Source organism: Haliea alexandrii (genome assembly GCF_003719295.1).
Taxonomy (GTDB): domain Bacteria; phylum Pseudomonadota; class Gammaproteobacteria; order Pseudomonadales; family Halieaceae; genus Haliea; species Haliea alexandrii.
Genome location: NZ_RFLW01000002.1, coordinates 737,759 through 759,937, shown reverse-complemented (window position 1 = coordinate 759,937; position 22,179 = coordinate 737,759). Strand labels below are relative to the sequence as shown.

Below are 22,179 nucleotides of genomic sequence, written 5' to 3'. Positions count from 1 at the left end.
ATGGCTGACAAATACGACGTAGTGGTAATCGGCGCAGGCCCCGGCGGCTATGTGGCAGCAATCAAGGCGGCCCAGCTCGGCTTGACCACGGCCTGTGTTGAACAATGGGTGGATACGGAAGGCAAGACCCGCCTGGGCGGGACCTGCCTGAACGTGGGGTGCATTCCCTCCAAGGCGTTGCTCGATAGTAGCCAGAAGTTTGTCGAAGCGAGGGATCATTTCAGCCTGCACGGTATCGCTATCGACGAGCCGCGCATGGACATTGCGGCGATGATGGCGCGCAAGACCAAAATCGTTGACCAGCTCACCGGGGGCATTACCGGCCTGTTCAAGCACAACGGTGTCACCAGCATCCAGGGCCGCGGCAAGGTGCTCGCTGGCTGCAAGGTGGAAGTGACGGACAAGGATGGCAAGGTCAGCGTTGTTGAGGCGGAAAACATCATTATCGCGGCAGGGTCCAGCCCCATCGCCATACCGCCGGCACCGGTGGACAACGAGTACATTGTCGACTCCACCGGCGCACTGGAATTCAGTGAAGTGCCGCAGCGGCTTGGCGTCATTGGCGCGGGCGTCATTGGCCTGGAGTTGGGCAGCGTCTGGGCCCGTCTGGGCTCCGATGTGGTGATGCTGGAGGCACTGGACGATCTGCTGCCGATGATGGACGCACAGATTGCCAAGGAAGCCGGCAAGATCTTTCGGAAACAGGGGCTGGATATCCGCCTCAGCACCCGGGTGACGGGTGCGGAAGTGAAGGACGGCAAAGTGGAGGTTACCTTTACCAATGCCGATGGCGAACACCGCGAGGTGTTCGACAAGCTGATTGTGTCTGTCGGTCGCCGCCCGCGTACGGAAGACCTGTTGGCGACGGATTGTGGCGTCAACCTCGACGAGCGCGGTTTTATCTATGTCAACGACCACTGTGCCACTGAGGCGCCGCACGTGTTCGCGGTCGGTGACGTGGTGCGCGGTCCGATGCTTGCGCACAAGGGGTCGGAAGAGGGCGTTATGGTGGCGGAGCGTATCGCCGGCAAGAAGGCGCAACTGAATTACGATTGCATCCCGTCTGTTATCTACACGCATCCTGAGGTGGCTGCCGTGGGGCGCACCGAGCAGGAACTGAAATCAGACGGCGTGGACTATAAAGTGGGCGTTTTCCCGTTTGCTGCCAGCGGACGTGCACTCGCGGCAAATGACACCGATGGCATGGTCAAGATCATCGCCGATGCCGAGACTGATCGGGTGCTGGGCTGCCACATTGTTGGCCCGTCCGCCGCCGATCTGGTTCAGCAGGTGGTGATTGCCATGGAATTCGGCTCCAGTTCGGAAGACCTGGCGCTGACCGTTTTTGGACACCCGACCTTGTCGGAAGCAGTACACGAGGCCGCCCTGGCGGTGCATGGTCATGCCATTCACATCGCCAATCGCAAGCCTCGGAAATGAACTTTGCCCGGTCGCGCGCGCATAAAACCTATTCTGGCGCAGACGAGGCACTGGGGGGTATGGGCCGTTAGGGCGCATTCCAGGACACTAAGCAACACACAGGACAAAGCATGAACCTTCACGAGTATCAGGGCAAACAGCTGTTTGCCGAGTACGGCTTGCCCGTATCCAAGGGGTATGCTGTCGATTCGCCGGAAGAGGCGGTCAAGGCAGCGGAGACCATCGGCGGTGACATGTGGGTCGTCAAGGCTCAGGTGCACGCGGGCGGCCGCGGCAAGGCGGGCGGCGTCAAGCTGGTGAAAACTACTGACGAAGTGCGCGATTTCGCGGCCAAGTGGCTGGGCCAGAATCTGGTCACGTACCAGACGGACGAAGGCGGCCAACCGGTTAGCAAAATCCTCGTCGAAACCTGCACCGATATTGCCGAGGAACTCTATCTCGGCGCGGTGGTTGATCGTGCGACCCGTCGCATCGTTTTCATGGCCTCTACTGAAGGTGGCGTGGAAATCGAGAAAGTTGCGGAAGAAACGCCGGAAAAAATCCTGCGTGCCATTATCGACCCGCTGGTCGGTGCCCAGCCTTACCAGGGCCGCGAACTGGCGTTCCAGCTGGGCCTCGAGGGCGACCAGATCAAGCAGTTCGTCAAGATATTCATGGGCCTTGCACAGCTGTTCAAGGACAAGGACCTGGCACTGATCGAGGTCAACCCGCTGGTGATCACGGACCAGGGCAACCTGCACTGTCTGGACGCCAAGCTGGGCGTGGACGGCAACGCGATGTACCGCCAACCGGCGCTGCGCGAGATGCACGATCCTTCGCAAGAAGATGCCCGTGAGGCGCACGCCGCCAAGTGGGAACTGAACTACGTCGCTCTGGACGGCAACATCGGCTGCATGGTCAACGGTGCTGGCCTGGCCATGGGCACCATGGATATCGTCAAGCTGCACGGTGGTGCACCGGCGAACTTCCTCGATGTGGGCGGCGGCGCGACCAAGGAGCGCGTCTCCGAAGCGTTCAAGATCATTCTCTCCGACGACAAGGTCAAGGCCGTCTTGATCAACATCTTCGGCGGTATCGTGCGTTGCGACCTGATTGCAGAGGGTGTGATCGGGGCCGTGCAGGAAATCGGCGTGCAGGTGCCGGTTGTTGTGCGCCTGGAAGGCAACAACGCCGAGCTCGGTCGCCAGGTTCTCGCCGACAGCGGCCTGAACATCATCGCCGCTACGAGCCTCACCGATGCTGCCCAGCAGGCAGTCAAAGCAGCTGAAGGAGCCGCCTGAAATGAGTATTCTGATTGACAAGAACACCAAGGTGATCTGCCAGGGCTTCACCGGCTCCCAGGGCACCTTTCACTCCGAGCAGGCGATTGCCTACGGCACTCAGATGGTCGGTGGCGTAACGCCTGGCAAAGGTGGGCAGACCCACCTCGGTCTGCCCGTGTTCAACACCGTGGCGGAAGCCGTAGCGGCCACCGGCGCCGATGCCTCAGTGATCTACGTGCCGGCGCCCTTTTGCAAGGATTCCATCCTGGAAGCGGCCAATGGTGGCGTGAAGCTCATCGTTTGCATTACCGAAGGTATTCCTACCCTCGACATGCTCGATTGCAAAGTGAAGTGCGATGAGCTGGGCGTGCGCCTGATCGGCCCCAACTGCCCAGGTGTCATCACCCCCGGCGAGTGCAAGATCGGCATCATGCCGGGTCATATTCACCTGCCTGGAAAAGTGGGCATTGTGTCGCGTTCAGGCACGCTCACTTATGAAGCCGTCAAGCAGACCACGGACTCAGGCTTTGGCCAGTCCACCTGCGTTGGCATCGGTGGCGACCCTATTCCCGGTTCCAACTTCATCGATATCCTGGCGATGTTCGAGAAGGACCCGGCGACCGAAGCCATTGTGATGATCGGTGAAATTGGCGGCACCGCCGAAGAAGAGGCAGCGGCCTTTATCAAGGCGAACGTGACCAAGCCGGTTGTGTCCTACATCGCCGGCGTTACCGCGCCGAAAGGCAAGCGTATGGGCCACGCGGGCGCGATTATCTCTGGCGGTAAAGGTACAGCAGACGAGAAGTTTGCTGCGCTTGAAGATGCCGGCGTGAAGACCGTGCGTAGCCTGGCCGATATCGGCAAGGCCCTCGCCGAGGTCACGGGCTGGAAATAAGCCGTTGCAGCAGGGGGCGGTAGCTTGGTAGCGGCCTTCCCCGGCAAGAAAAGCCCGCTTAGTGCGGGCTTTTTTTTGCTTGTATGCTGCGTGATCAGTCGCCGGGCACCTGAGATTGCCACTGCAGCGGCGCCACCGCACGAATGCGCTCCGCGTCCTCGGGAAGCAGGAAGCCGCCTTCCAGTGCGCGGTCCAGTGATTCCGTGACAGCCGCTTCATAGCCCGCCTGATCCACATAGAGAGCGGCCATTTGTGCGGCATCAAACAGCACGGTGGTGCCGAACAGGAAGCACAGCCGGTCCCCTTCTTGACCTTCCCCCGAGAGCACGGCGACCGGTGCATCCACCCAGGGTGTGCGCACCCCGCCAAGTACGTTGCCGCGCTCATCCTTGACGAAGGCGCTGTTGCTGTCGTCCACGCGCAGTAATTCTTCCGTGGGTGGCGGGGTGCCGTCGCGCACCCAAGTGTCCAGTGCGCGCAATGCCGCACCGAAAACCCAGGCCATGGGGCCGGCGTTCACGGGCCGCGCGCAGTTCAGGAAGCCGGGAATGCCATTGGCCTCTTCAACCAGCAGGAAACGCGGATCGGCGCCCGTGTCTTCGCGGCCAATGATGAAAGAGTAGTAGTCACCGTGCGCGGTACCGGCGACCTCCCACAGCCGGAAATTGTCGCTGTCGGGCTGGCGGTCATTGATGGCGCCCAACAGCAGGACATCCGTCTCGGTCTGGAAGTTGAATACCGGCACGTTCAGGTCTTCCCGCACGCGTACACTCTCTGGCGTCGGGATCTCGGCTTCAGGCTCCTGGGAAAGGGGAGAGCTGCCGTCCCCGCGGCTGTGCACCATGTAGCCGTCGAAGGTGTTGTACAGCGGGTGGATGGCATTGATGTAGGTCATCAGTCGCCCGGCGGACTGGGACTCCCCCAACGCGATCATCTGCTGCACATCGAGGCCATCCAGCAAATCCACTTCTGCCGGTTCGCGCAGAGCCTGTGCCGCCTGGGAAAACATGTCGTAGGAGAAGCTGTCGCCCGGGTGTTCCAGTGTGCCGTAGCGCGCGGGATTGACGGCCTTGAGATTCAGCGGTGCCACCGGCGTGCCGGAGCCTTCTATGCCGACACGCTGTGCCGACACACCGACCCACACATGCCCCTGGCGCAGCATTTCCACGTGTCCTGAGCCATAGGAAGGACCGGTGTCAAACCCCGCCGTGACGTTCAGCCATTCCACCAGTACGGTGCCGCTAAAATCCGCCGCATCACTGGGGCGATAGACCACCACCCGGGTGCGGTAGTCGGCAGTGCCCGCGGGTTCGGCCTCCCAGGCGCCGTCACTGCTCAATTCGTTCAGGTTGCCAAACGCTGTCGCCGTGCCCGAGAGGAAATACTCGCGCTGCTGGTAGCCGACTTCAGCCAAATCAAATGTGGTGGAGAGCAGGAACAGGTCGCCTTCATCCGGCGGGTCGGCCACCCCGGGTTGAGCAATAGGCAGGTAGTCCGGCTCTACCGGCGGTGGTGGCTCCGGCGGCGCAGGCACGCCATCGCTGCCATCGCTGCAACCGACGAGAAGTGAGAAAGACAGCCCGAGGGCAAGCGGCCAGCGGTGGGTGATCGGGTTCATACCGTCGCTCCTGATTGTTATGAGGCTAATATGCATTAGCCTGACTTGAAATGCCAGCGCCTAGCCCCCACCTCTGCAGTTGCCCAAGGCAATACACCCACTTACCTGCCACTGCTCGCGAGGGACCCATGACTGCGGATGTGAAGAAAGAAACTCTTGGTTTTCAAACCGAAGCGCGCCAACTGCTGCACCTGATGATTCATTCCCTGTATAGCAACAAGGAGATTTTCCTGCGTGAATTGATCTCCAACGCCTCGGATGCCATCGACAAGCTGCGCTTTGCAGCCCTTGCGGATGACGCGTTGCTGGAGGGACAGGGCGAGTTTGCAGTGCGTGTGGATGTCGATAAGGACGCCAACACCATTACCATCAGCGATAACGGTATCGGCATGAGTCGGGACGAGGTGATTGAGAACCTCGGCACTATCGCCAAATCGGGTACGGCGGCCTTCCTCGAAAACCTGAGCGGTGACCAGAAAAAGGACTCGCAGCTCATCGGTCAGTTCGGCGTGGGCTTTTACTCCGCGTTTATTGTCGCCGACCGGGTGGAAGTGCATACCCGCAAGGCGGGCGCCGAGAATGACAGCGGCGTGCTGTGGGAGTCCCACGGTGAGGCCGAGTTCACCATCGAGGCGCGCAGCAAGGACAGCCGAGGCACCACCATCACCCTGTTCCTGAAACCCGCCTGCAGCGAGTTTGCAGATGACTGGCGCGTGCGCAGCGTCATCAAGAAATACTCCGACCATATTTCGGTGCCGGTGATGATGCTGGAGAGCGCGGCTGGCAATGAGGCCGACGAGGAATCTGCGGAGGAGGCTGCCGAGCCGGAATACAAGCCGGTCAACGAAGCCACCGCGCTGTGGACACGGGCGCGTACGGAAATCAGCGATGAGGATTATGCGGCGTTCTATCGCCATGTCTCCCACGACTTTGACGAACCTCTGACCTGGAGCCACAACAAGGTCGAGGGCAAGCAGGAATACACCAGCCTGCTGTATATCCCGCGTCGTGCGCCCTTCGACTTGTGGAACCGCGACATGAACCGCGGGCTCAAGTTGTATGTGCAGCGCACCTTCATTATGGATGACGCCGAGCAGTTCCTGCCGCTGTACCTGCGCTTTGTGAAAGGGGTGGTCGACTCCAACGACCTGCCGCTGAATGTGTCCCGCGAGATTCTGCAGCAGGACAGTGCGGTTGACGCGATGCGTAGCGCCCTGACCAAGCGCGTGCTCGACATGCTGGCCAAGTTGGCGAAAAAAGAGGGCGATGACTACGCCAATTTCTGGAAAGAGTTTGGCCAGGTACTCAAGGAAGGCCCCGCGGAAGATTTCAACAACCGGGAAAAGATTGCCGGCTTGCTGCGCTTCAGTACCACGCACACCGATCAGCCCGAGCAGAATCAATCGCTCGCCGATTACGTTGGGCGCATGCAGGAAGGGCAGGAGAAAATCTACTACGTGGTGGCGGAAAACTTCAACACCGCACGCAAGAGCCCGCACCTCGAAGTGTTCCGCAAGAAGGGTATTGAAGTGCTGCTGCTCAGCGATCGCGTTGACGATTGGCTGATGAATCAGCTGCAGGAATTTGACGGCAAGAAACTGCAGGATGTGGCGCGCGGCGCGCTGGACCTGGAGGACGATTCCGAGGAAGCGAAAGCCGAACAGGAGAAATTGAAAGAGACCAGCGAGGCTCTGGTCGAACGGCTGGGCAGCGTGCTGGGCGATGCGGTAGCGGAAGTGCGTGCCTCGACACGACTCACGGAATCACCGGCTTGCCTGGTGGTGGGCGACTTCGACATGGGCGCACAGATGAAGCGTATTATGGAAGCCGCCGGTCAGCCGGTGCCAGACAGCAAGCCCATTCTGGAGATCAACCCCTCGCACCCGCTGCTACAAATGCTGGACGCGGAGCAGGACGAGGCCCGCTTCGGTGATCTTGCACACGTGGTGCTGGATCAGGCGACGCTGGCGGAGGGCGGTCAGCTGGAAGACCCCGCGAGCTTCGTTAGCCGCCTCAACAGCCTGTTGCTGCAACTGAGCAAGGGCTGATCTCCCGTCGCGGGCCCGGCGCTTGCCAGGCCCGCGCTACGCTGCCAAGCTGGTGCGCATAAGAATAGGGAGTACGTCATGCCTCGTTCACACCGGGTTGCTGTTCTCGGCGGGGGCAGTTTCGGAACCGTGATTGCCAACCTGGTTGCTGTCAACGGCCACCGGGTCGCCCTCTGGGGGCGCAACGCGGAGCGCGTTGCCCAGATCAATGCCCGCCACGAGAACACCGATTATCTGCCCGGTTACCGGCTGGACGGCCGCTTGCGCGCCACCACCTCGCTGGCGGACGCGGTGACAGACACCGACACGGTGTTCGTCGCTGTACCGAGTGCCTCCTTTCGCCAGATCGTGCGGGACGTTGCGCCACTTGTTGCGTCCCATACCTGCCTGGTCAGCCTGACCAAGGGCATTGAGCCCGGTGGTTTCAGCCTGATGAGCGAAATTCTGCGTGCTGAGGCGCCGGGCAATCCGCGTGCGGTACTCAGCGGCCCCAACCTGGCCAGTGAAATCGCGGCCGGGCACGTGACCGGTTCGGTTGTCGCCAGCGACAGTGATGCATTGAACACGGCATTACATGACCTGCTGCACAGCGAGCGCTTTCTCGTCTACGCCTCGCAGGACATGTTTGGCGTAGAACTGGGTGGTGCATTAAAGAACGTGTACGCCATTCTCGCCGGCTTGGGAGCCGCCCTGTCGTTTGGTGAAAATACGGTGGGCATGCTGCTGACGCGAGCGCTGGCCGAAATGTCGCAGTTCGCGGTGCAGCTGGGGGCCAACCCGCTGACCTTTCTGGGTCTTGCCGGAGTGGGCGATCTTTTTGTCACCTGCTCATCGCCGCTGTCGCGCAACTACCGGATTGGCTATGCGGTGGGCAAGGGGCAGTCGCTGGAGGCCGTGCTGGCGGACATGGACCAGGTTGCGGAGGGCATCAATACCCTTGCACTGTTAAAGGCCGAAGCAGACCGGCGCGCTGTGCACATGCCCTTGGTCAATGGTTTGTTCGGTATTCTGTATGAGCAGCGCCCGGTATCGGAGATCTTCAGTGATATGATGTCCAGTGAGCAGGCGCGTGATGTCGAGTTCGCGGTGGGCGATTTGCGCGCGGCGCACAGGGCAAGGAGAGAGGATTGAAGTCTTTCGTGCAATATTGCAGAGCGGCGTTCTGGCTACTGGCCGGTGTTGTGGCTGTCGGCGCAACTGCGACACGGGCCGCTGATTACAGCCCTCAGGCCTTGCTGGATGAATTGGAATCATTTCCTCACGCCCTGTCCATTGCACGTACCACCGATGTGGTGAGAGACCACGAGATAGGCCTTGGCCCCATCCAGAAATCCATGGGAGCCTGGGTGTTTCGCGACAGCGTGCGTATGAACGGTGAGTTGCAGCGCGCCACCTGGCAGATTGTCGATGGTTTCACCTCGCGCGAGGTGCTCAAGCGGCTGGAGCGCAATCTGGCCGGGCAGGCCACTGCCACGCGATTGTTTGCTTGTGACGGCCGTGCCTGCGGTTCGGGCTCACAGTGGGCTAACCGGGTATTTGGCCAGCGTCTGCTGTACGGCCGCGCCGACGACCAGAGTTATCGCGCGTATGCGGTGGAGGGTGCCGAGGGCGCTTACCGTGTGCTGCTCTACAGCGGTGCGCGTACCGCGGACCGCCAGTATTTGCATGTCGACATTCTGACCCTGGCGCCGGAAACCGGCGAGGGGCTGCTCTAGCCCCCGAGTTGCAGCAGCGAGAGGAACTCGTCGCGTGTTTTTTGCTCGGTGCGGAAGCTGCCGAGCATTGCCGAGGTCTTCATCACCGAGTTTTGCTTTTCTACACCGCGCATCATCATGCACATGTGCTGTGCTTCGATAATCACACCCACACCTTCCGCTTCCGTCACGTCCATGATGGTCTGCGCAATTTGTGTGGTCAGGGATTCCTGAATCTGCAGGCGTCGCGCGAACACATCCACGATGCGCGCTACCTTGGAGAGGCCAAGCACCTTGCCGGTGGGTATGTAGGCCACGTGGCATTTGCCGATAAAGGGCAGTACGTGGTGTTCACAGAGCGAGTACAGCTCAACGTTCTGCACCAGAACCATTTCACTGGAGTCGGAGGGGAACAGGGCGTTATTGACTACGTCTTCAACAGACTGATGGTAGCCGCGCGTGAGAAACTCGAATGCCTTCGCCGCCCGCTTCGGTGTATCGGCAAGGCCGGGGCGTGACAGGTCTTCGCCTATCGCCTCGATGATTCTGGCCCACTCTTGTTCCATGCGTTGTGTCCCCTTGATGACCCGCCCAGCGGCCGGCCGGCGATATTAGCAACCGTCCCCAGCGAAGGCAAACCTGCAAGCGCTCGATCTGGTCCCTCGGGGGCGCCTGTGACCGGGTTCGGGCGCGCGAGACTATTGCGGCTGCAGCGGATGATTTACACTCGCGGCATGCAAAATATACCGACACAGGCTGTGGCCGCTGCGGCGACCGTGGGTGAAGCGCTTGAGGCGGTAGCCGCCGCACTGGAAGCTTCCCCGGCGTACTATGGCCACGGCACCGACAACGCCTGGGATGAGGCCGTGCAACTGGTGCTGTGGTGCGCGCAGTTGCCGGCAGACAGTGACGACCGGGTGTTGTCGCTACCGCTTTCCAGCGCTCAGGCGAGAGCAGCAGCTGACCTCCTGCACCGCCGAGTGACAGAACGGGTGCCGCTGCCTTACCTGACCGGCGAAGCCTGGTTTGCCGGGCTGCGGTGGCACTGCGACCCCCGCGCTATTATCCCGCGCTCCCCGATTGCGGAATTGCTGCGCGCCGGTTATCAGCCTTGGTACCGGGGCCCCGCTCCTGTCCGTATTCTGGATCTCTGCTGCGGTGGCGGCTGCATCGGGCTTGCCAGCGCATGGTATTTGCAGGACGCGCAGGTTGACCTGCTGGATCTGGACGCCGACGCCCTGGCATTGGTCGCGGTCAATGCGCGTGCCCTGGGGCTGGAACAGCGGGTGCGCATTCTGCAGTCCGATCTGTTTCATGCCGTGGCGGGTGAGCGCTATGACATCATTGTGACCAACCCGCCGTACGTGGATGCCAGCGACCTGTCGGAAATGCCCGCCGAGTATGCCCACGAGCCTGCACTGGCATTGGGCTCGGGTGAAGACGGGCTGGATGTAACACGGCGGATTCTGATGCAGGCAAAAGCTCACCTGCAGCCCCACGGTCTGCTTGTGCTCGAAGTCGGCAACAGTTGGGAGGCCCTGGAAGCCGCATTTCCCCAGCTGCCTTTCACCTGGATCGAATTCGAGCACGGTGGCCACGGTGTGTGCGTGTTGAGCGCAGCGGAACTGCCTGAAAGTCGGCCAAGCGCGGCCTGATAGCGTATACTGGCGCGTTTTTGGGGGAGATTGGTTAACCATGTCTGGCAATACTCTTGGCAAGCTGTTCACGGTGACCAGCTTCGGTGAAAGTCACGGTCCGGCGCTGGGCTGCATTGTGGATGGCTGCCCCCCGGGGCTGAGCCTGACCACGGCAGACATGCAGCGCGACCTGGACCGGCGCAAACCGGGCACCTCTCGCTTTACCACCCAGCGGCGGGAGGCGGATGAAGTGCAGATTCTGTCCGGGGTGTTTGAAGGGCGCACTACCGGGACCTCCATTGGCCTGCTGATCGCCAATACTGATCAGCGCTCCAAGGACTACTCCGACATCGCCAACACCTTCCGTCCGGCACACGCGGACTATACCTACCAGCAGAAGTACGGTTTTCGCGACTACCGCGGCGGCGGGCGCTCATCGGCCCGTGAAACCGCCATGCGCGTGGCCGCCGGTGCGATCGCCCGTAAATTTCTGCACGAACGCTATGGCATTGTTATCCGCGGCTACCTGGCCCAGCTGGGCCCCATTCGCGCTGAAACCGTGCAGTGGGACAGCGTGGAGAGCAATCCGTTTTTCTGCCCCGACCCGTCAAAAGTCAGTGAAATGGAAACTTACATGGCGGCGCTGAACAAACGCGGGGACTCCATTGGTGCACGCATCAACGTGGTGGCCAGCGGCGTGATGCCGGGGTTGGGAGAGCCGGTGTTCGATCGCCTCGACGCCGATATCGCCCACGCCATGATGGGTATTAACGCGGTGAAAGGCGTGGAAATCGGAGCCGGCTTCGCGGTTGTGGAGCAGCAGGGCAGTGAGCACCGCGACCTGCTGACGCCGGAGGGCTTCGTCGGGAACAATGCTGGCGGCGTGCTGGGCGGCATCTCCAGCGGACAGGATATTACCGTGAGCCTGGCGCTGAAACCCACCTCCAGCATCCGCCAGCCCGGTGCGACCATCGACACCGCAGGTACCGCGATGGAGATGGTGACCCACGGTCGTCACGACCCCTGTGTCGGCATTCGCGCCACCCCTATCGCCGAGGCGATGCTGGCGATTGTGCTGATGGACCACGTGTTGCGTCACCGAGGCCAGAACATGGATGTGAGCTGTGCCACGCCCGTTTTACCCGCGTCGGCACCTGTACCGGCGCCGTCGCGTTAGGCGCTGCCATGGCCCGCTCCAGACGCCGTTATCTGCGCACGCTTATTCTCGGCCTGCTGGCCATGGCGGCTCTGGTATGGGGTGCGGTGGACAGCTTTGACATTCCCCCCGAGCGCATCTGGGCCATGTTCCTGATGACGCTGTCGGTGGTTGGCTTGCTGGTGCTCGCCGCGGCCCTCGCGGCCGCGCTGTGGATTGGCTTGCGTCGCCTGTCAACGCGCGACTGAATTGGCCCCCAGGTCTATCTCCAGAGTCATTTGTTCTGCAATGCCATCGAGCGCGTCGGTGAGGGCCTCCTGCGATGCGCCCTGGGGTATCTCCGCGAGTATGTCCGCGCGGAACAGGGGCTCACCGCTCATCGGCGCGCTGCTGACCTCACTTTCCATGTCGATGACATTGACGTGTTCTGCCGCCAGCGCCCGGGAAATCTCCCGCACAATGCCGGGCCGATCCGGCCCGAGCACTGCCAGGGTGATACGCTGACCCGCCGTGGGTGCCGCGGCGACACTGGCGGGTGTAACGCGCACGCTGATGCCGCTGCTGGCCAGGCCTTTGAGCGCTTGCTCCAGGGTATCCCCGGCGTCCTCGGCCAGGGTAACCAGCACCAGGCCTGCAAATTTGCCGCCCAGCTGTGAGAGCCGGCTTTCTTGCCAGTTGCCGCCGCAACGCTCAATCGCGCTGGACAATTGTTCGACGAGGCCGGGGCGATCGTCGCCAATGAAGGTTACGATAAAAGAAGATTGCACGATCAGACTCCACATTCACTGCCACAGTCCGTATATTAACCTGCAACCCCATGTGGCAGAAGGAAACGACCATGAAATATGTACTGGCACTGTTATTGGCCCTGGCCCTGGCTCCGGCGCATGCGGCTCTCGATTGGGAGAGCGCCCTCAACGGCGAACAGCGTTCCGCAGAGAACAAGGCGCGGGACAGCTCCCGCCACCCGCGCGAAACGCTGGAGTTTTTTGGTCTCAAGGAAGGCATGACCGTGGTCGAGCTGTCGCCCGGTGGTGGCTGGTATACCGAGGTATTGGCGCCGCTGGTGGCTAAAGACGGGCAGCTTTACGCCGCACACTTCGGCATGAATCTGTCATCCAATGCCTATTTTCGCAACGCGTTGGGCGGGTTTCTGCAAAAGCTCGCCAGCAATAATGATCTGTACGGTCCAGTCACGGTGACACAGCTGGCGCCGCCTGAGGAGACCATGGTAGCCCCCGCGGGCTCGGCAGACCTTGTGGTTGCTTTCCGCAACATTCACAGCTGGATGCGCATGGATAGCCTCGATGCAACGCTCGCGGCCGCGTTCACAGCACTCAAGCCCGGCGGGGTGCTGGGCGTTGTGCAGCATCGCGCCCCTTCCGGTGATGACCTCTCCGCAATGGCGAAGAGCGGCTATGTCACCGAAGCGCATGTCATCGCCGCCGCAGAGAAAGCCGGCTTCAAGCTGGATGCGCGCAGCGAGATCAATGCCAACCCGCGGGATACTGCTGATCACGCCGCTGGCGTCTGGGCACTGCCGCCAGCGCTACGCGGCGCCGAAGAAGACCGCGCCAGGTACGAGGCAATCGGCGAGAGCGACCGCATGACCCTGCGCTTCATCAAACCGGCGTGAACTTTGGCTGACCTGCTCGAGATACCGCCTTCCCGCCTGTCGCCAGAGGTTCTGGGTGCGCTGCTGGAGGAGTTTGCCAGTCGCGATGGTACCGATTACGGCGACCGGGAGCTGAGCCTGGGTAGCAAAGTGCAGCAGTTGCGCGACCAGCTGAATGCTGGCGAACTCGTCTTGCTGTATGACGGCGACAGTGAAACCTGGGATCTGCTGCCGCGTGACAGCGCCCGGGTTTTGTTATCCGGCGGGGTGCTGTCGTGACCGCTGCAGCGGACCACACCCTGGATGTGAGCGGGCTGTACTGCCCCGAGCCGGTCATGCTGTTGCACAACTGTATTCGCGACATGCAGGTGGGCGAAACGGTTCGCGTGGTCGCGACTGACCCCACCACGCAGCGCGACATTCCGAAGTTTTGCTCCTTTCTCGGCCATGAACTGCTCTCCGAGACGGAGGAGGCCGGCAACTTTCTGTTCCTGTTGCGCAAAGGCGGCTGATGTCGCCCACCATCCAACGGTCCCGCGCCCACACGCCCGTGTTCTGTGTCAGTCGAGTGGAGCGTGTGTTCGCGCAGTGTTTCCTGCAGGCTGAAAACACCCTGCTGTGCGGCGGTGCGGACGAGCCGCTGTATGCACCGTCGACCCAACCGGGTGAGCCGCACCGGCTCTGGTTTCGCGAGGACTACTTTGCCAGCGCGCTGCATGAAACCGCGCACTGGTGCATTGCGGGCGCTGCGCGCAGGCAACAGCTGGATTTCGGGTATTGGTATGCGCCGGAGGGCCGTGATCCTGCGGCACAAGCCGCCTTCGAGTCTGTAGAGGTACGTCCGCAGGCCCTGGAATGGTGTTTTTCCATTGCCTGTGGCTATCCCTTTCGGATCAGTACCGACAACCTTGCAGCAGGGGGGGGGGAGACTGGCGATCACAGCGCCTTCGAGTCGGCCGTGCGTCGTGAGGCCCTGCGCCTCGCCGGAGCCACCTTGCCGCGCCGCGCCGCAGTATTTTTCCGCGCGCTGCAGGCCGAGTTCGACAAGTGTGGTGCCCTGACGCCCGCGCTGGTGAGGGCAACGGCAGCGCCCTCAGCTGATCGTTGATGCGCATTCTCGCCGACCAGAACATTCCCGGGTTGCACGACTGTTTCGGCCACATGGGCGAATTGCGGGCGGTGGAGGGGCGCCAGATTACCCCCGCGGACCTGTGCGCCGTGGATGTGCTGCTGGTGCGCTCGGTGACGCGCGTCGATGCGGCGTTATTGCGCAATAGCCCGGTGCGATTCGTCGGCAGTGCCACGGCGGGGCTGGACCATGTGGATATCGACTGGCTGCGAGCGGCCGGTATTGCGTTTGCGGCAGCCCCCGGTGCCAACGCCAATGCAGTGGTGGAATACGTGCTGGCAGCCATTGCGGCGCAACCCGGGACGCTGGAGCGGCTCCTCGCCCGAGGCCGTATTGGTATTATCGGCTATGGCCACGTCGGCCGGTTACTGCGGGCGCGCCTGGCCGCGCTGGGAATTGCCAGCCTGCAGTATGACCCCTGGCTGCCAGCGGGCGCGGTGCCCGAGCCGGCGCCTTTGGCCCGCGTGCTGGCGTGCGATGTGATTTCGCTGCACACCTCACTTACCCGCGCCGCGCCCTGGCCGAGCTACCATCTGCTGGGCCACACACAGCTCGCACAGCTGGATGCCGGCTCCCTGCTTATTAACGCCAGCCGGGGGGAGGTGATCGACAGCGCCGCACTGCAGGCGCGGCTGGAGGCGCCGGCTGCCCCGCGCTGCGTGCTGGATGTCTGGGAATTCGAGCCGGAGGTGTCGCCGGCACTGCTGGAGCGGGTGGCTATCGGTACACCGCATATCGCCGGCTACAGTCTGGATGCGAAGCTGACGGCGACGCGGCAACTGGCGCAGGCGCTGCAGCAGGAATGGGGTGCGGAAGAGCAGGCATCGCCCCTGACCACCGTGCCTGAAACCCTGAAGTTACCGCCGCATTTACGGGGTGTGGACGTGTTGCGCTGGCTGTGCGCGGCGCGCTATGACATCCACGCAGACGACAGTCGCCTGCGCGAGGTGGTGTTTGGTGCACCTGTGGAGCGGGCGCGTCAGGCTTTCGATCATCTGCGCAAAACCTATCCCGTGCGGCGTGAACTGGCGGGTAGTGACGTCGTGGCAGCCAACCCTGACCAGGTCGAGTGGGTCAAGGCTTTGGGCGCAGTCGTGGTGTGAGCGGACAAGGTTGTGCTCTACCAAACAGAAGGCAGCGTCAGCGGGTTGAGGAGATTATTGGCGTTGCGGAATGGAGCGGGAAACCGGGTTCGAACCGGCGACCTCAACCTTGGCAAGGTTGCGCTCTACCAACTGAGCTATTCCCGCAGCTCTTGAGTGTGAGAGAGTGGCGTCCCCTAGGGGGTTCGAACCCCTGTTACCGCCGTGAAAGGGCAGTGTCCTAGGCCACTAGACGAAGGGGACGCAAAGGCTCTCAATCAAGAGGCGCGCATTGTAGGTAGAGAGCCAGAAGACGTCAATACCTGAAGGTGCACTTTTTGCCATCTCGCGGCGGCAGCGGGCGGGTCAGGTGAGTTGCAGGCGTGCGGCGGCGTTACCCTGATAGTCAAACAGCTCGCCGCGAGCGGCCGCCTCGAGGCGTGCTTCATCCAGCGCCTGGAAGGTCGCGATTTCCTCATCGGTCAGCACGTGCAGGCAATCGCCGCCCAGAAACCACAGCAGTGTGCGCGGAAATGTGGGGGCAAACTCGGGTTGGTGGGTGAACAGCCGCAGCACCAGCGGAGGGCCCTGGGTATACAGCGCCTCATCGGGCAGGCGATAGCAGGCATCGGCGAGCTCACGCAGCGGGTTCTCCGAATCCAGGCCTGCTGTGCGTTGATTGAGGGTGGTGGCGAACTCTCGCCAGAGTCCACGGCAGTGCTGTAAATATTGCGTATCGTCCATCGTCTCGTTCAGTGCGGCGATTGCAGGTACAATGCAGCGCTTGAATTCTCCCGTGATTTACCGAGGCGGCATGATACCAGCACTGACCATTGAAAATCTCACCAAGCAATACGCCGGTGGCTTCCAGGCCCTGAAGGGCATCAGCCTTGAAGTGCAGCACGGCGATTTCTTTGCGCTGCTCGGCCCCAACGGGGCCGGAAAATCGACCACCATCGGCGTGATCTGCTCGCTGGTGGCAAAAACGGCGGGCAAGGTGGCGGTATACGGTACTGATATCGACGAGGACTTTGCCGGCGCCAAGAAGAACATCGGCATTGTGCCGCAGGAATTCAACTTCAACATGTTCGAGCAGCCGTTCGACATTGTGGTCAATCAGGCAGGCTACTACGGGATGCCGAAGGCGCTGGCCAGCGAGCGCGCCGAGCAATACCTGCGTGAGTTGGGCCTGTGGGACAAGCGACACGTGCCCTCACGCATGCTCTCCGGTGGCATGAAGCGGCGTCTGATGATTGCCCGTGCCCTGGTGCACAACCCGCGCTTGCTGATCCTCGATGAGCCCACGGCCGGCGTTGATATCGAGATGCGCCGTTCCATGTGGGACTTCCTGCAAAAGCTCAACCAGGAGGGCACAACGATCATTCTGACCACGCACTACCTTGAAGAGGCCGAGGCCTTGTGCCGCAATATCGCCATCATCAACCACGGCGAGATTGTGGAGAACAGCTCCATGCGTGATCTGCTGCGCCGGCTGCATCGCGAGGTGTTCATCTTTGATGCGGTGGACGAGCTGCCCGACGTGGTGGAGATCGAAGGGTTTGGTGTGCGACGTGTGGATGAGCGCACGCTGGAGATAGAAGTCGAGAAGGGCCAGCACATCAACGAGGTGTTTGCGGGGCTCAGTCAGGCCAGTATCCGCATCAGCAGCATGCGCAATCGCGCAAACCGGCTGGAAGAGATGTTTGTACGGCTGGTGGAGGGCGCGCAATGAATTTTCAGGAACAATGGGTCGCCCTGGTCACGATCCTGCGCAAGGAGATCAAGCGCTACCTGCGTATCTGGACCCAGACACTGCTGCCGTCCGCAATCACCATGTCCCTGTATTTCGTGATTTTCGGTTCGCTGATCGGGTCGCGCATCGGTGACATGGGGGGCTTCACCTACATGCAGTTCGTGGTGCCGGGGCTGATCATGATGGCCATTGTGACCAACTCCTACTCCAATGTGGTGTCGTCTTTTTTCGGCTCCAAATTCAACCACAGTGTTGAAGAGCTGCTGGTATCGCCCACGCCGAATTACATCATTCTGCTCGGTTACGTGATTGGCGGCGTGAGCCGGGGGTTGCTGGTTGCCGTTATTGTTACGCTGGTGTCGTTGTTCTTCACCGACCTGCACATGCACAGCTTTGCGGTCGTGGTGATCATTGTGCTGATGACCTCTATCCTGTTTGCGCTCGCGGGCTTTATTAACGCGGTGTATGCCAACAATTTCGATGACATCTCTATTATTCCAACGTTTGTGCTCACGCCGCTGATTTACCTGGGCGGCGTGTTTTATTCGATGGACCTGCTGCCGGATTTCTGGGCCGCGGTATCGAAGCTCAATCCGCTGGTCTATGTGGTCAACGCATTTCGCTATGGTGTGCTCGGTGTGTCGGATGTCAGCCTAAGCGTGGCCTTTGGCATGATCACCGTGTTCACCGTGGTGGCCTGGTGCTACAGCATGCACCTGTTGAACACCGGCAAGCGGTTGCGGCAGTAAGCCATGGCGCTGGACTCGGAAGCGCTGCTGCTGGGCAAGCAGGTACCCGCAGCCACCCAGTATGCGCCGGACCTGCTGTATCCCATCCCCCGCGAGGAGGGGCGCACTGCGCTGGGTTTGGCCGGGCAGCTTCCTTTTGAGGGCATTGACGTCTGGCACGCCTACGAGCTGTCCTGGCTTGATGGCCAAGACAAGGCACAGGCCAGGGTAGGGCGCTTTACCATTCCCGCCAGCACGCCGAACCTGGTGGAGTCCAAGTCTTTCAAGCTGTATCTGAACTCCCTCAACAACACGGTGTTCGACGACGAGGCGGCGGCGCTGGCCTGTATTGTGCGGGATATCAGTGCCGCAGCGGGCGGTGAGGTTGCGCTGGCGGTATTCGCCCCCGATGATCCGGCCCTGGCGGGTGCGCAGCCCGATGGGCTATGCATTGACAGCGCTGCCGGGCGCTGGCCCCGGCAGGAGCCCGAGGCCAGCATGTTGCAGTGTGCGCCCGGGAGTGTGGTCGAGGAGCGGCTGTACAGTCACCTCCTGCGTTCTCTGTGCCCGGTGACCGGTCAGCCCGACTGGGCAACGCTGTGGTTGCACTACCGTGGGCCCGCGCTGGATCACGCGGCTTTGCTCAGCTACATCCTGGCCTATCGCGAACATCAGGATTTTCATGAGCAGTGCGTCGAGCGTATCTTCTGCGATCTCCAACAGGCCTGCGAGCCCGAATTCCTGCACCTGCAGGCCTTTTACACCCGCCGCGGTGGGCTGGACATCAATCCATTTCGCAGCAGCGGTGGCGGTGAGCCGCCCTGGCTGCGTTTGGCGCGGCAGTAGCGCCAGCCCCGCGCTTGGTGGCCAGAACCCGGCTTGGGGGTCGCCGATATGGCCTGCCAAGCGGGCCTTGACTCCCGCGCGGCCCTCGGCAACAGTTATGCGACAACAACAATAACGTTTATTGGAGTTCGTCATGGCTGAAGTTCCTGTTCACTTTCTTGCCGTTCTGGCCGCTACGTTCACCGCGTTCGTGATCGGCGGCCTGTGGTATTCCCCCCTGCTGTTTGGTGCCGCGTGGATGCGGGCTGCCGGCCTGAGCGAGGCGCAGGTAAACAGCGGAAACAAAGCCAGAATTTTTGGCCTCGCCTTCGTTTTCCTGTTGGTGATGGCGCTCTGCCTGGAGCGGTTTCTGGCCGCACCCGGCGTGACTCTGGTCACCGGCACGCTCTACGGCTTTCTTACAGGGTTTGGCTGGCTGTTTTTTGCCACGGGGGTTATCACCCTGTTCGAGCAACGCCCCTGGTCGTACCTGCTGGTAAACGGGGGCTATTGGGTGGTGGCGCTCACCGCGATGGGTGCGGTGTTGGGCGGCTGGCGCTAGCGAGGGCGTCAACGCGGTAGAACAAACTGCCGCTAAAACGCTGGCAAGCGCTGGCGGTTATGTTATGATCCGCGCCCTCACGGTGAGGTGGCCGAGTGGTCGAAGGCGCACGCCTGGAAAGTGTGTAACGGGCAACCGTTCGAGAGTTCGAATCTCTCCCTCACCGCCATTTATTCCCACTGCTGGCTCTACCCAGTTAACGGGGGATGGGCCGATATTCACTAAACCCTGTTGATGATGCCATCGGAACGCCGCACCACCCATCCATAATGGGTCAGCACTCTTAGCCTGTAATTTCCAAAGTTCCTGAAACCATACGCTCGCTTCGACATCATCTTTCGGCGACCGATTGGTGCTATTGTTGCCTGACTTCTACCAGTCTCAAATACTGGTTATTCAGTTTGCGCCAACAACTGACAGTCAGATATGCTGAAGTGATAAGCATAGACGTCTAGTACCATAATTGTGCGGCCTCGGGTGTGGCAGCGCCAAAAAGACCTTCGACACATCGGCTCCAACTGAACCGGGAACTCTTGGTGGAAAATCACGTACCTAGAAGATACAGCCGCAATTATAGAAAAGCGGTCCAGTACATGCTTGTTTCCATGGTGCTTGGAGCGCTGTTGATAGTTACTGGTGTCGGCTGGATCGTGACGGCATATAAGCTCTCTTCGATGAATGAGCTATTTCTTGGCCGCGAGGTGGCAGTCAGGGGAGAGGATGCAAGTGCAGACACCCTGAGGGACAAGGTCGCCGCCCTGGAGCAGCAAGTCGCGAAATTGCAGGAAGAGAAGGCGAGTCTGGTGCAGAATCGGATTCCCGATCTCAATCCGCTGGTGTTTGACGCCATCGTTCCCATCGGCGAACGCTACCTGAAGAACATTAGGTTCACACGGACAGGTACAGAGCAGAAAAAACGTTTTGGTTACCTTGCCGTGTTGCAGAACGATGGCCAACGGAGTGTCGACCCTGACGTCACCATAATCCTGTTCGATGCCCTGGGCGTTCAGGTTGGAATGGCGCAGCTTGCAAAAGACGAGACTTCATCAGATGCGGGGAGCGATGATTTGAACGCAGGGGAGTCACGCTCCTACTTTAGTCAGGTCAAGCTGAGCCGTGACCGCGATCCCGAGTATTTTCATGTCGAAGTGAGGTGAATGAGGCGATGCTTGTATCCATCACTTTGGTTTTGCCTCGACACGCGGAGACTCAGTTAAGTGTAGTCTTTGCTTGGTAGGGCGGTGGTTAGTAGTCCCGCACTTGTCGAGATTTTGGTGCCCATCACCCCCGCTCGCCTTGCGTATGGCGCAGGTCTTTACAATATCCCGCAACCGTTGACGCGACTCTGCCGACAGGCAGCGCAGTTCACACACGCATAATCCGCGCTCGCTGAGCAGACGCTGCAGGATATGGCAGGGGATTTCGAGCTGCACTGTTTCAGTGTGGTCGAGACGGTTGGCTGAAGTCTCCACTGTCATGGGTTCAGAATGCTCGCGCGGTTCAATGCAGGCGTCGATTGTCGGCTCCTGCGGAGTTGGGCACCGGTTCATGTGTGTGTGTTCGTTCACTCGGAGTGCGCACCTCCATTAGACGCTGGCAACATGCGAGTGCTGTCTGCTGGTGGGCACCACTCACAATGTGCGGCTGCAGTTTCGCGATACAGCTACACAGCAAGCGCCGGGTAAGCTCGGGCTGGCGCAAATCGCGGATCAGGCGCAGGGTCAGGCAGGCTGCGTCGGCGAAGCGGTGCAGGTCGATGGCGGTAGCCTTGCGGTGCATGGTCAGCAGCACTTCGGCCGCTTCCAGAGCGCCGCCCGCGGCAGCAACGGCTCGCTCCAGCTCCCCTCGTTGCTGGAAGAGCAGCGCTTTTTGCTGGCTCAAGTCCCAGACGCTGAGTGCCCGCGAGCGCGACTGCTCAACCAGAGTGCGGTGCGCGTGGCACAGGAAGCGCAGATGCATGGTGGAGTCTCCTGAGAGGGCTTGCGCTCAATATAATGATAACCATTATCATTTGCAACCCTCTGCGGGCTCGGTTTCACCGGCACCCCGTTCGCGCCCCAAGCCATGGCACATGGGCGCTTCCCTGCACCACGAGGGCGCAATGCGGCGCATGTGCACGTCAATATCCTGGCTATCTGCACCACTGCCGGGCAGGTCGGTATGTCAGGTGTTACTTTATGTAGCCGAGCGGTGCGGAGGTAGAAATATGATCAGCAATCGTCATACAAAACAGTGAGATAAAATCGTTATCTTATGCCGATTAACAGTTGCATTCTCTGTCTTTTGTGTGAATATAGGTAACACATCGGGTAACAAATCGATGTATTCGATTTTCATCACACGAGGTGTATGCCATGAAATCCCTGCTCACAATCCCCGCCCTGTTCCTTGCCGCCAACACCTGGGCCAGTTGCCCCGCCAGCCTGCCAGTAGAGCATCCTGCTATTCCGGATGGCGCCATTGCCAGCCATGCTGAGATGCAGATAGCGCAGGAGGCGGTTGCCGACTATGTTGCCGGCGTCGAAGCCTACCTTGATTGCCGAACGCTGATTCACCCCTTGCTGCACAACCGGCTGGTAGACCGCGCCGAGACCGTTGCCGCACGCTACAACGGTGCGCTTGAGGATTTCCGCAAGCGTGAAGAAATGCTGGCAACCAATTGAAATAGAGAAGGTTTTCCTCTACTGATCAACCGCAGACAACAATAAGTGCGGTTTTCATACCCGGCTGCATAG

General features: G+C 60.8%; 25 protein-coding genes and 3 tRNA genes. 21 read left to right on the top strand and 7 right to left on the bottom strand.

Going from position 1 to position 22,179, the window contains the following annotated elements:
* The 3 genes from lpdA (at position 1) to sucD (ending at position 3,597) form a co-directional block, all read left to right on the top strand.
* Positions 1-1,440 carry a dihydrolipoyl dehydrogenase gene (lpdA, locus tag EGJ68_RS11765; RefSeq protein WP_123034702.1) on the top strand — a complete coding sequence of 480 codons (1,440 nt, stop codon included), beginning with the start codon at positions 1-3 and terminating at the stop codon, positions 1,438-1,440.
* Between the two features lie 110 nt (positions 1,441-1,550).
* Entirely contained in the window at positions 1,551-2,720 is a 1,170-nt protein-coding gene (sucC, locus tag EGJ68_RS11760; RefSeq protein WP_123034701.1) for an ADP-forming succinate--CoA ligase subunit beta, read from the top strand.
* A 1-nt stretch (position 2,721) separates the two neighbouring features.
* Positions 2,722-3,597: a succinate--CoA ligase subunit alpha gene (gene sucD, locus EGJ68_RS11755; protein ID WP_027948314.1), complete on the top strand. Its 876-nt coding sequence runs from the start codon at positions 2,722-2,724 to the stop codon at positions 3,595-3,597.
* A gap of 94 nt (positions 3,598-3,691) precedes the next feature.
* On the opposite strand, the gene EGJ68_RS11750 is transcribed toward sucD, so the two are convergent.
* Positions 3,692-5,215: an alpha/beta hydrolase domain-containing protein gene (locus EGJ68_RS11750; protein WP_123034700.1), complete on the bottom strand. Its 1,524-nt coding sequence runs from the start codon at positions 5,213-5,215 to the stop codon at positions 3,692-3,694.
* Positions 5,216-5,343: 128 nt separating this feature from the next.
* Between EGJ68_RS11750 and htpG the strand changes: the two genes are divergently transcribed.
* The 3 genes from htpG (at position 5,344) to EGJ68_RS11735 (ending at position 8,978) form a co-directional block, all read left to right on the top strand.
* A complete protein-coding gene (gene htpG / locus EGJ68_RS11745; protein WP_123034699.1) occupies positions 5,344-7,263 on the top strand; it encodes a molecular chaperone HtpG in 1,920 nt (639 codons plus the stop codon).
* 78 nt (positions 7,264-7,341) lie between these two features.
* Entirely contained in the window at positions 7,342-8,394 is a 1,053-nt protein-coding gene (locus EGJ68_RS11740) for an NAD(P)H-dependent glycerol-3-phosphate dehydrogenase (RefSeq protein WP_123034698.1), read from the top strand.
* Complete coding sequence (locus EGJ68_RS11735) at positions 8,391-8,978, top strand: DUF4892 domain-containing protein (RefSeq protein WP_123034697.1); 588 nt, start codon at positions 8,391-8,393, stop codon at positions 8,976-8,978. Before EGJ68_RS11740 ends, EGJ68_RS11735 begins: the two co-directional genes overlap by 4 nt.
* On the opposite strand, the gene folE is transcribed toward EGJ68_RS11735, so the two are convergent.
* Positions 8,975-9,523: a GTP cyclohydrolase I FolE gene (gene folE, locus EGJ68_RS11730; protein ID WP_123034696.1), complete on the bottom strand. Its 549-nt coding sequence runs from the start codon at positions 9,521-9,523 to the stop codon at positions 8,975-8,977. The genes EGJ68_RS11735 and folE overlap by 4 nt on opposite strands.
* Before the next feature lie 168 nt (positions 9,524-9,691).
* Here folE and prmB point away from each other — a divergent pair, with 168 nt between their 5' ends.
* Genes prmB through EGJ68_RS11715 form a run of 3 tightly spaced genes read left to right on the top strand, consistent with a single transcriptional unit; the run spans position 9,692 to position 11,998 of the window.
* Positions 9,692-10,612 (top strand): 50S ribosomal protein L3 N(5)-glutamine methyltransferase, encoded by a 921-nt coding sequence (gene prmB, locus EGJ68_RS11725; protein ID WP_123034878.1) that lies wholly within the window; start codon positions 9,692-9,694, stop codon positions 10,610-10,612.
* Positions 10,613-10,652: 40 nt separating this feature from the next.
* A complete protein-coding gene (gene aroC, locus EGJ68_RS11720) occupies positions 10,653-11,771 on the top strand; it encodes a chorismate synthase (protein ID WP_123034695.1) in 1,119 nt (372 codons plus the stop codon).
* 8 nt (positions 11,772-11,779) lie between these two features.
* Positions 11,780-11,998 (top strand): hypothetical protein, encoded by a 219-nt coding sequence (locus EGJ68_RS11715; protein ID WP_123034694.1) that lies wholly within the window; start codon positions 11,780-11,782, stop codon positions 11,996-11,998.
* Here EGJ68_RS11715 and EGJ68_RS11710 read toward each other — a convergent pair.
* Positions 11,984-12,517 carry a glycine cleavage system protein R gene (locus tag EGJ68_RS11710; protein ID WP_158283632.1) on the bottom strand — a complete coding sequence of 178 codons (534 nt, stop codon included), beginning with the start codon at positions 12,515-12,517 and terminating at the stop codon, positions 11,984-11,986. The genes EGJ68_RS11715 and EGJ68_RS11710 overlap by 15 nt on opposite strands.
* A 71-nt stretch (positions 12,518-12,588) precedes the next feature.
* On the opposite strand from EGJ68_RS11710, the gene EGJ68_RS11705 reads away from it, so the two are divergent.
* From EGJ68_RS11705 to EGJ68_RS11685, 5 genes are read left to right on the top strand one after another with little or no spacing between them, the layout of a single operon-like run.
* The gene (locus EGJ68_RS11705) at positions 12,589-13,386 is read left to right on the top strand and encodes a class I SAM-dependent methyltransferase (RefSeq protein ID WP_123034692.1); all 798 of its coding nucleotides are present in this window, start codon (positions 12,589-12,591) and stop codon (positions 13,384-13,386) included.
* A 3-nt stretch (positions 13,387-13,389) separates the two neighbouring features.
* A complete protein-coding gene (locus EGJ68_RS11700) occupies positions 13,390-13,644 on the top strand; it encodes a YheU family protein (RefSeq protein ID WP_123034691.1) in 255 nt (84 codons plus the stop codon).
* Positions 13,641-13,877 carry a sulfurtransferase TusA gene (tusA, locus tag EGJ68_RS11695; RefSeq protein WP_123034690.1) on the top strand — a complete coding sequence of 79 codons (237 nt, stop codon included), beginning with the start codon at positions 13,641-13,643 and terminating at the stop codon, positions 13,875-13,877. Before EGJ68_RS11700 ends, tusA begins: the two co-directional genes overlap by 4 nt.
* Entirely contained in the window at positions 13,877-14,473 is a 597-nt protein-coding gene (locus tag EGJ68_RS11690) for an elongation factor P hydroxylase (protein ID WP_123034689.1), read from the top strand. The genes tusA and EGJ68_RS11690 overlap by 1 nt, the downstream gene beginning before the upstream one ends.
* Positions 14,473-15,597, top strand: a complete 1,125-nt coding sequence (locus EGJ68_RS11685; RefSeq protein WP_123034688.1) for a 4-phosphoerythronate dehydrogenase — start codon at positions 14,473-14,475, stop codon at positions 15,595-15,597. The genes EGJ68_RS11690 and EGJ68_RS11685 overlap by 1 nt, the downstream gene beginning before the upstream one ends.
* Before the next feature lie 71 nt (positions 15,598-15,668).
* Here EGJ68_RS11685 and EGJ68_RS11680 read toward each other — a convergent pair.
* From EGJ68_RS11680 to EGJ68_RS11670, 3 genes are all read right to left on the bottom strand, one after another.
* Positions 15,669-15,744: transfer RNA gene (locus tag EGJ68_RS11680), tRNA-Gly, on the bottom strand.
* Between the two features lie 20 nt (positions 15,745-15,764).
* Positions 15,765-15,840, bottom strand: a tRNA-Glu gene (locus EGJ68_RS11675).
* Positions 15,841-15,942: 102 nt separating this feature from the next.
* Positions 15,943-16,320 (bottom strand): PA2817 family protein, encoded by a 378-nt coding sequence (locus EGJ68_RS11670; RefSeq protein ID WP_123034687.1) that lies wholly within the window; start codon positions 16,318-16,320, stop codon positions 15,943-15,945.
* A gap of 70 nt (positions 16,321-16,390) precedes the next feature.
* Between EGJ68_RS11670 and EGJ68_RS11665 the strand changes: the two genes are divergently transcribed.
* From EGJ68_RS11665 to EGJ68_RS11640, 6 genes are all read left to right on the top strand, one after another.
* Positions 16,391-17,308 (top strand): ABC transporter ATP-binding protein, encoded by a 918-nt coding sequence (locus tag EGJ68_RS11665; RefSeq protein WP_123034877.1) that lies wholly within the window; start codon positions 16,391-16,393, stop codon positions 17,306-17,308.
* Positions 17,305-18,078, top strand: coding sequence for an ABC transporter permease (locus tag EGJ68_RS11660; protein ID WP_123034686.1), 774 nt, complete (start codon positions 17,305-17,307; stop codon positions 18,076-18,078). The genes EGJ68_RS11665 and EGJ68_RS11660 overlap by 4 nt, the downstream gene beginning before the upstream one ends.
* 3 nt (positions 18,079-18,081) lie before the next feature.
* Positions 18,082-18,903 carry an NADPH-dependent 7-cyano-7-deazaguanine reductase QueF gene (gene queF / locus EGJ68_RS11655; protein WP_123034685.1) on the top strand — a complete coding sequence of 274 codons (822 nt, stop codon included), beginning with the start codon at positions 18,082-18,084 and terminating at the stop codon, positions 18,901-18,903.
* Positions 18,904-19,036: 133 nt separating this feature from the next.
* Entirely contained in the window at positions 19,037-19,444 is a 408-nt protein-coding gene (locus EGJ68_RS11650) for a DUF1761 domain-containing protein (protein ID WP_123034684.1), read from the top strand.
* A gap of 81 nt (positions 19,445-19,525) precedes the next feature.
* Positions 19,526-19,613 (top strand) — tRNA-Ser (locus EGJ68_RS11645).
* Positions 19,614-19,980: 367 nt separating this feature from the next.
* A complete protein-coding gene (locus EGJ68_RS11640) occupies positions 19,981-20,601 on the top strand; it encodes a hypothetical protein (RefSeq protein WP_158283631.1) in 621 nt (206 codons plus the stop codon).
* Between the two features lie 343 nt (positions 20,602-20,944).
* On the opposite strand, the gene EGJ68_RS11635 is transcribed toward EGJ68_RS11640, so the two are convergent.
* Positions 20,945-21,403 carry a hypothetical protein gene (locus EGJ68_RS11635; protein WP_123034682.1) on the bottom strand — a complete coding sequence of 153 codons (459 nt, stop codon included), beginning with the start codon at positions 21,401-21,403 and terminating at the stop codon, positions 20,945-20,947.
* 395 nt (positions 21,404-21,798) lie between these two features.
* On the opposite strand from EGJ68_RS11635, the gene EGJ68_RS11630 reads away from it, so the two are divergent.
* Positions 21,799-22,107, top strand: coding sequence for a hypothetical protein (locus EGJ68_RS11630; RefSeq protein WP_123034681.1), 309 nt, complete (start codon positions 21,799-21,801; stop codon positions 22,105-22,107).
* Positions 22,108-22,179 lie beyond the last annotated feature (72 nt).

Coding starts and splice junctions, on each gene's coding strand:
- lpdA (WP_123034702.1), top strand. CDS start 1: ATGGCTGACAAATACGACGTAGTGGTAATCGGCGCAGGCCCCGGCGGC.
- sucC (WP_123034701.1), top strand. CDS start 1,551: ATGAACCTTCACGAGTATCAGGGCAAACAGCTGTTTGCCGAGTACGGC.
- sucD (WP_027948314.1), top strand. CDS start 2,722: ATGAGTATTCTGATTGACAAGAACACCAAGGTGATCTGCCAGGGCTTC.
- EGJ68_RS11750 (WP_123034700.1), bottom strand. CDS start 5,215: ATGAACCCGATCACCCACCGCTGGCCGCTTGCCCTCGGGCTGTCTTTC.
- htpG (WP_123034699.1), top strand. CDS start 5,344: ATGACTGCGGATGTGAAGAAAGAAACTCTTGGTTTTCAAACCGAAGCG.
- EGJ68_RS11740 (WP_123034698.1), top strand. CDS start 7,342: ATGCCTCGTTCACACCGGGTTGCTGTTCTCGGCGGGGGCAGTTTCGGA.
- folE (WP_123034696.1), bottom strand. CDS start 9,523: ATGGAACAAGAGTGGGCCAGAATCATCGAGGCGATAGGCGAAGACCTG.
- prmB (WP_123034878.1), top strand. CDS start 9,692: ATGCAAAATATACCGACACAGGCTGTGGCCGCTGCGGCGACCGTGGGT.
- aroC (WP_123034695.1), top strand. CDS start 10,653: ATGTCTGGCAATACTCTTGGCAAGCTGTTCACGGTGACCAGCTTCGGT.
- EGJ68_RS11715 (WP_123034694.1), top strand. CDS start 11,780: ATGGCCCGCTCCAGACGCCGTTATCTGCGCACGCTTATTCTCGGCCTG.
- EGJ68_RS11705 (WP_123034692.1), top strand. CDS start 12,589: ATGAAATATGTACTGGCACTGTTATTGGCCCTGGCCCTGGCTCCGGCG.
- EGJ68_RS11690 (WP_123034689.1), top strand. CDS start 13,877: ATGTCGCCCACCATCCAACGGTCCCGCGCCCACACGCCCGTGTTCTGT.
- EGJ68_RS11685 (WP_123034688.1), top strand. CDS start 14,473: ATGCGCATTCTCGCCGACCAGAACATTCCCGGGTTGCACGACTGTTTC.
- EGJ68_RS11670 (WP_123034687.1), bottom strand. CDS start 16,320: ATGGACGATACGCAATATTTACAGCACTGCCGTGGACTCTGGCGAGAG.
- EGJ68_RS11665 (WP_123034877.1), top strand. CDS start 16,391: ATGATACCAGCACTGACCATTGAAAATCTCACCAAGCAATACGCCGGT.
- EGJ68_RS11660 (WP_123034686.1), top strand. CDS start 17,305: ATGAATTTTCAGGAACAATGGGTCGCCCTGGTCACGATCCTGCGCAAG.
- queF (WP_123034685.1), top strand. CDS start 18,082: ATGGCGCTGGACTCGGAAGCGCTGCTGCTGGGCAAGCAGGTACCCGCA.
- EGJ68_RS11650 (WP_123034684.1), top strand. CDS start 19,037: ATGGCTGAAGTTCCTGTTCACTTTCTTGCCGTTCTGGCCGCTACGTTC.
- EGJ68_RS11635 (WP_123034682.1), bottom strand. CDS start 21,403: ATGCATCTGCGCTTCCTGTGCCACGCGCACCGCACTCTGGTTGAGCAG.
- EGJ68_RS11630 (WP_123034681.1), top strand. CDS start 21,799: ATGAAATCCCTGCTCACAATCCCCGCCCTGTTCCTTGCCGCCAACACC.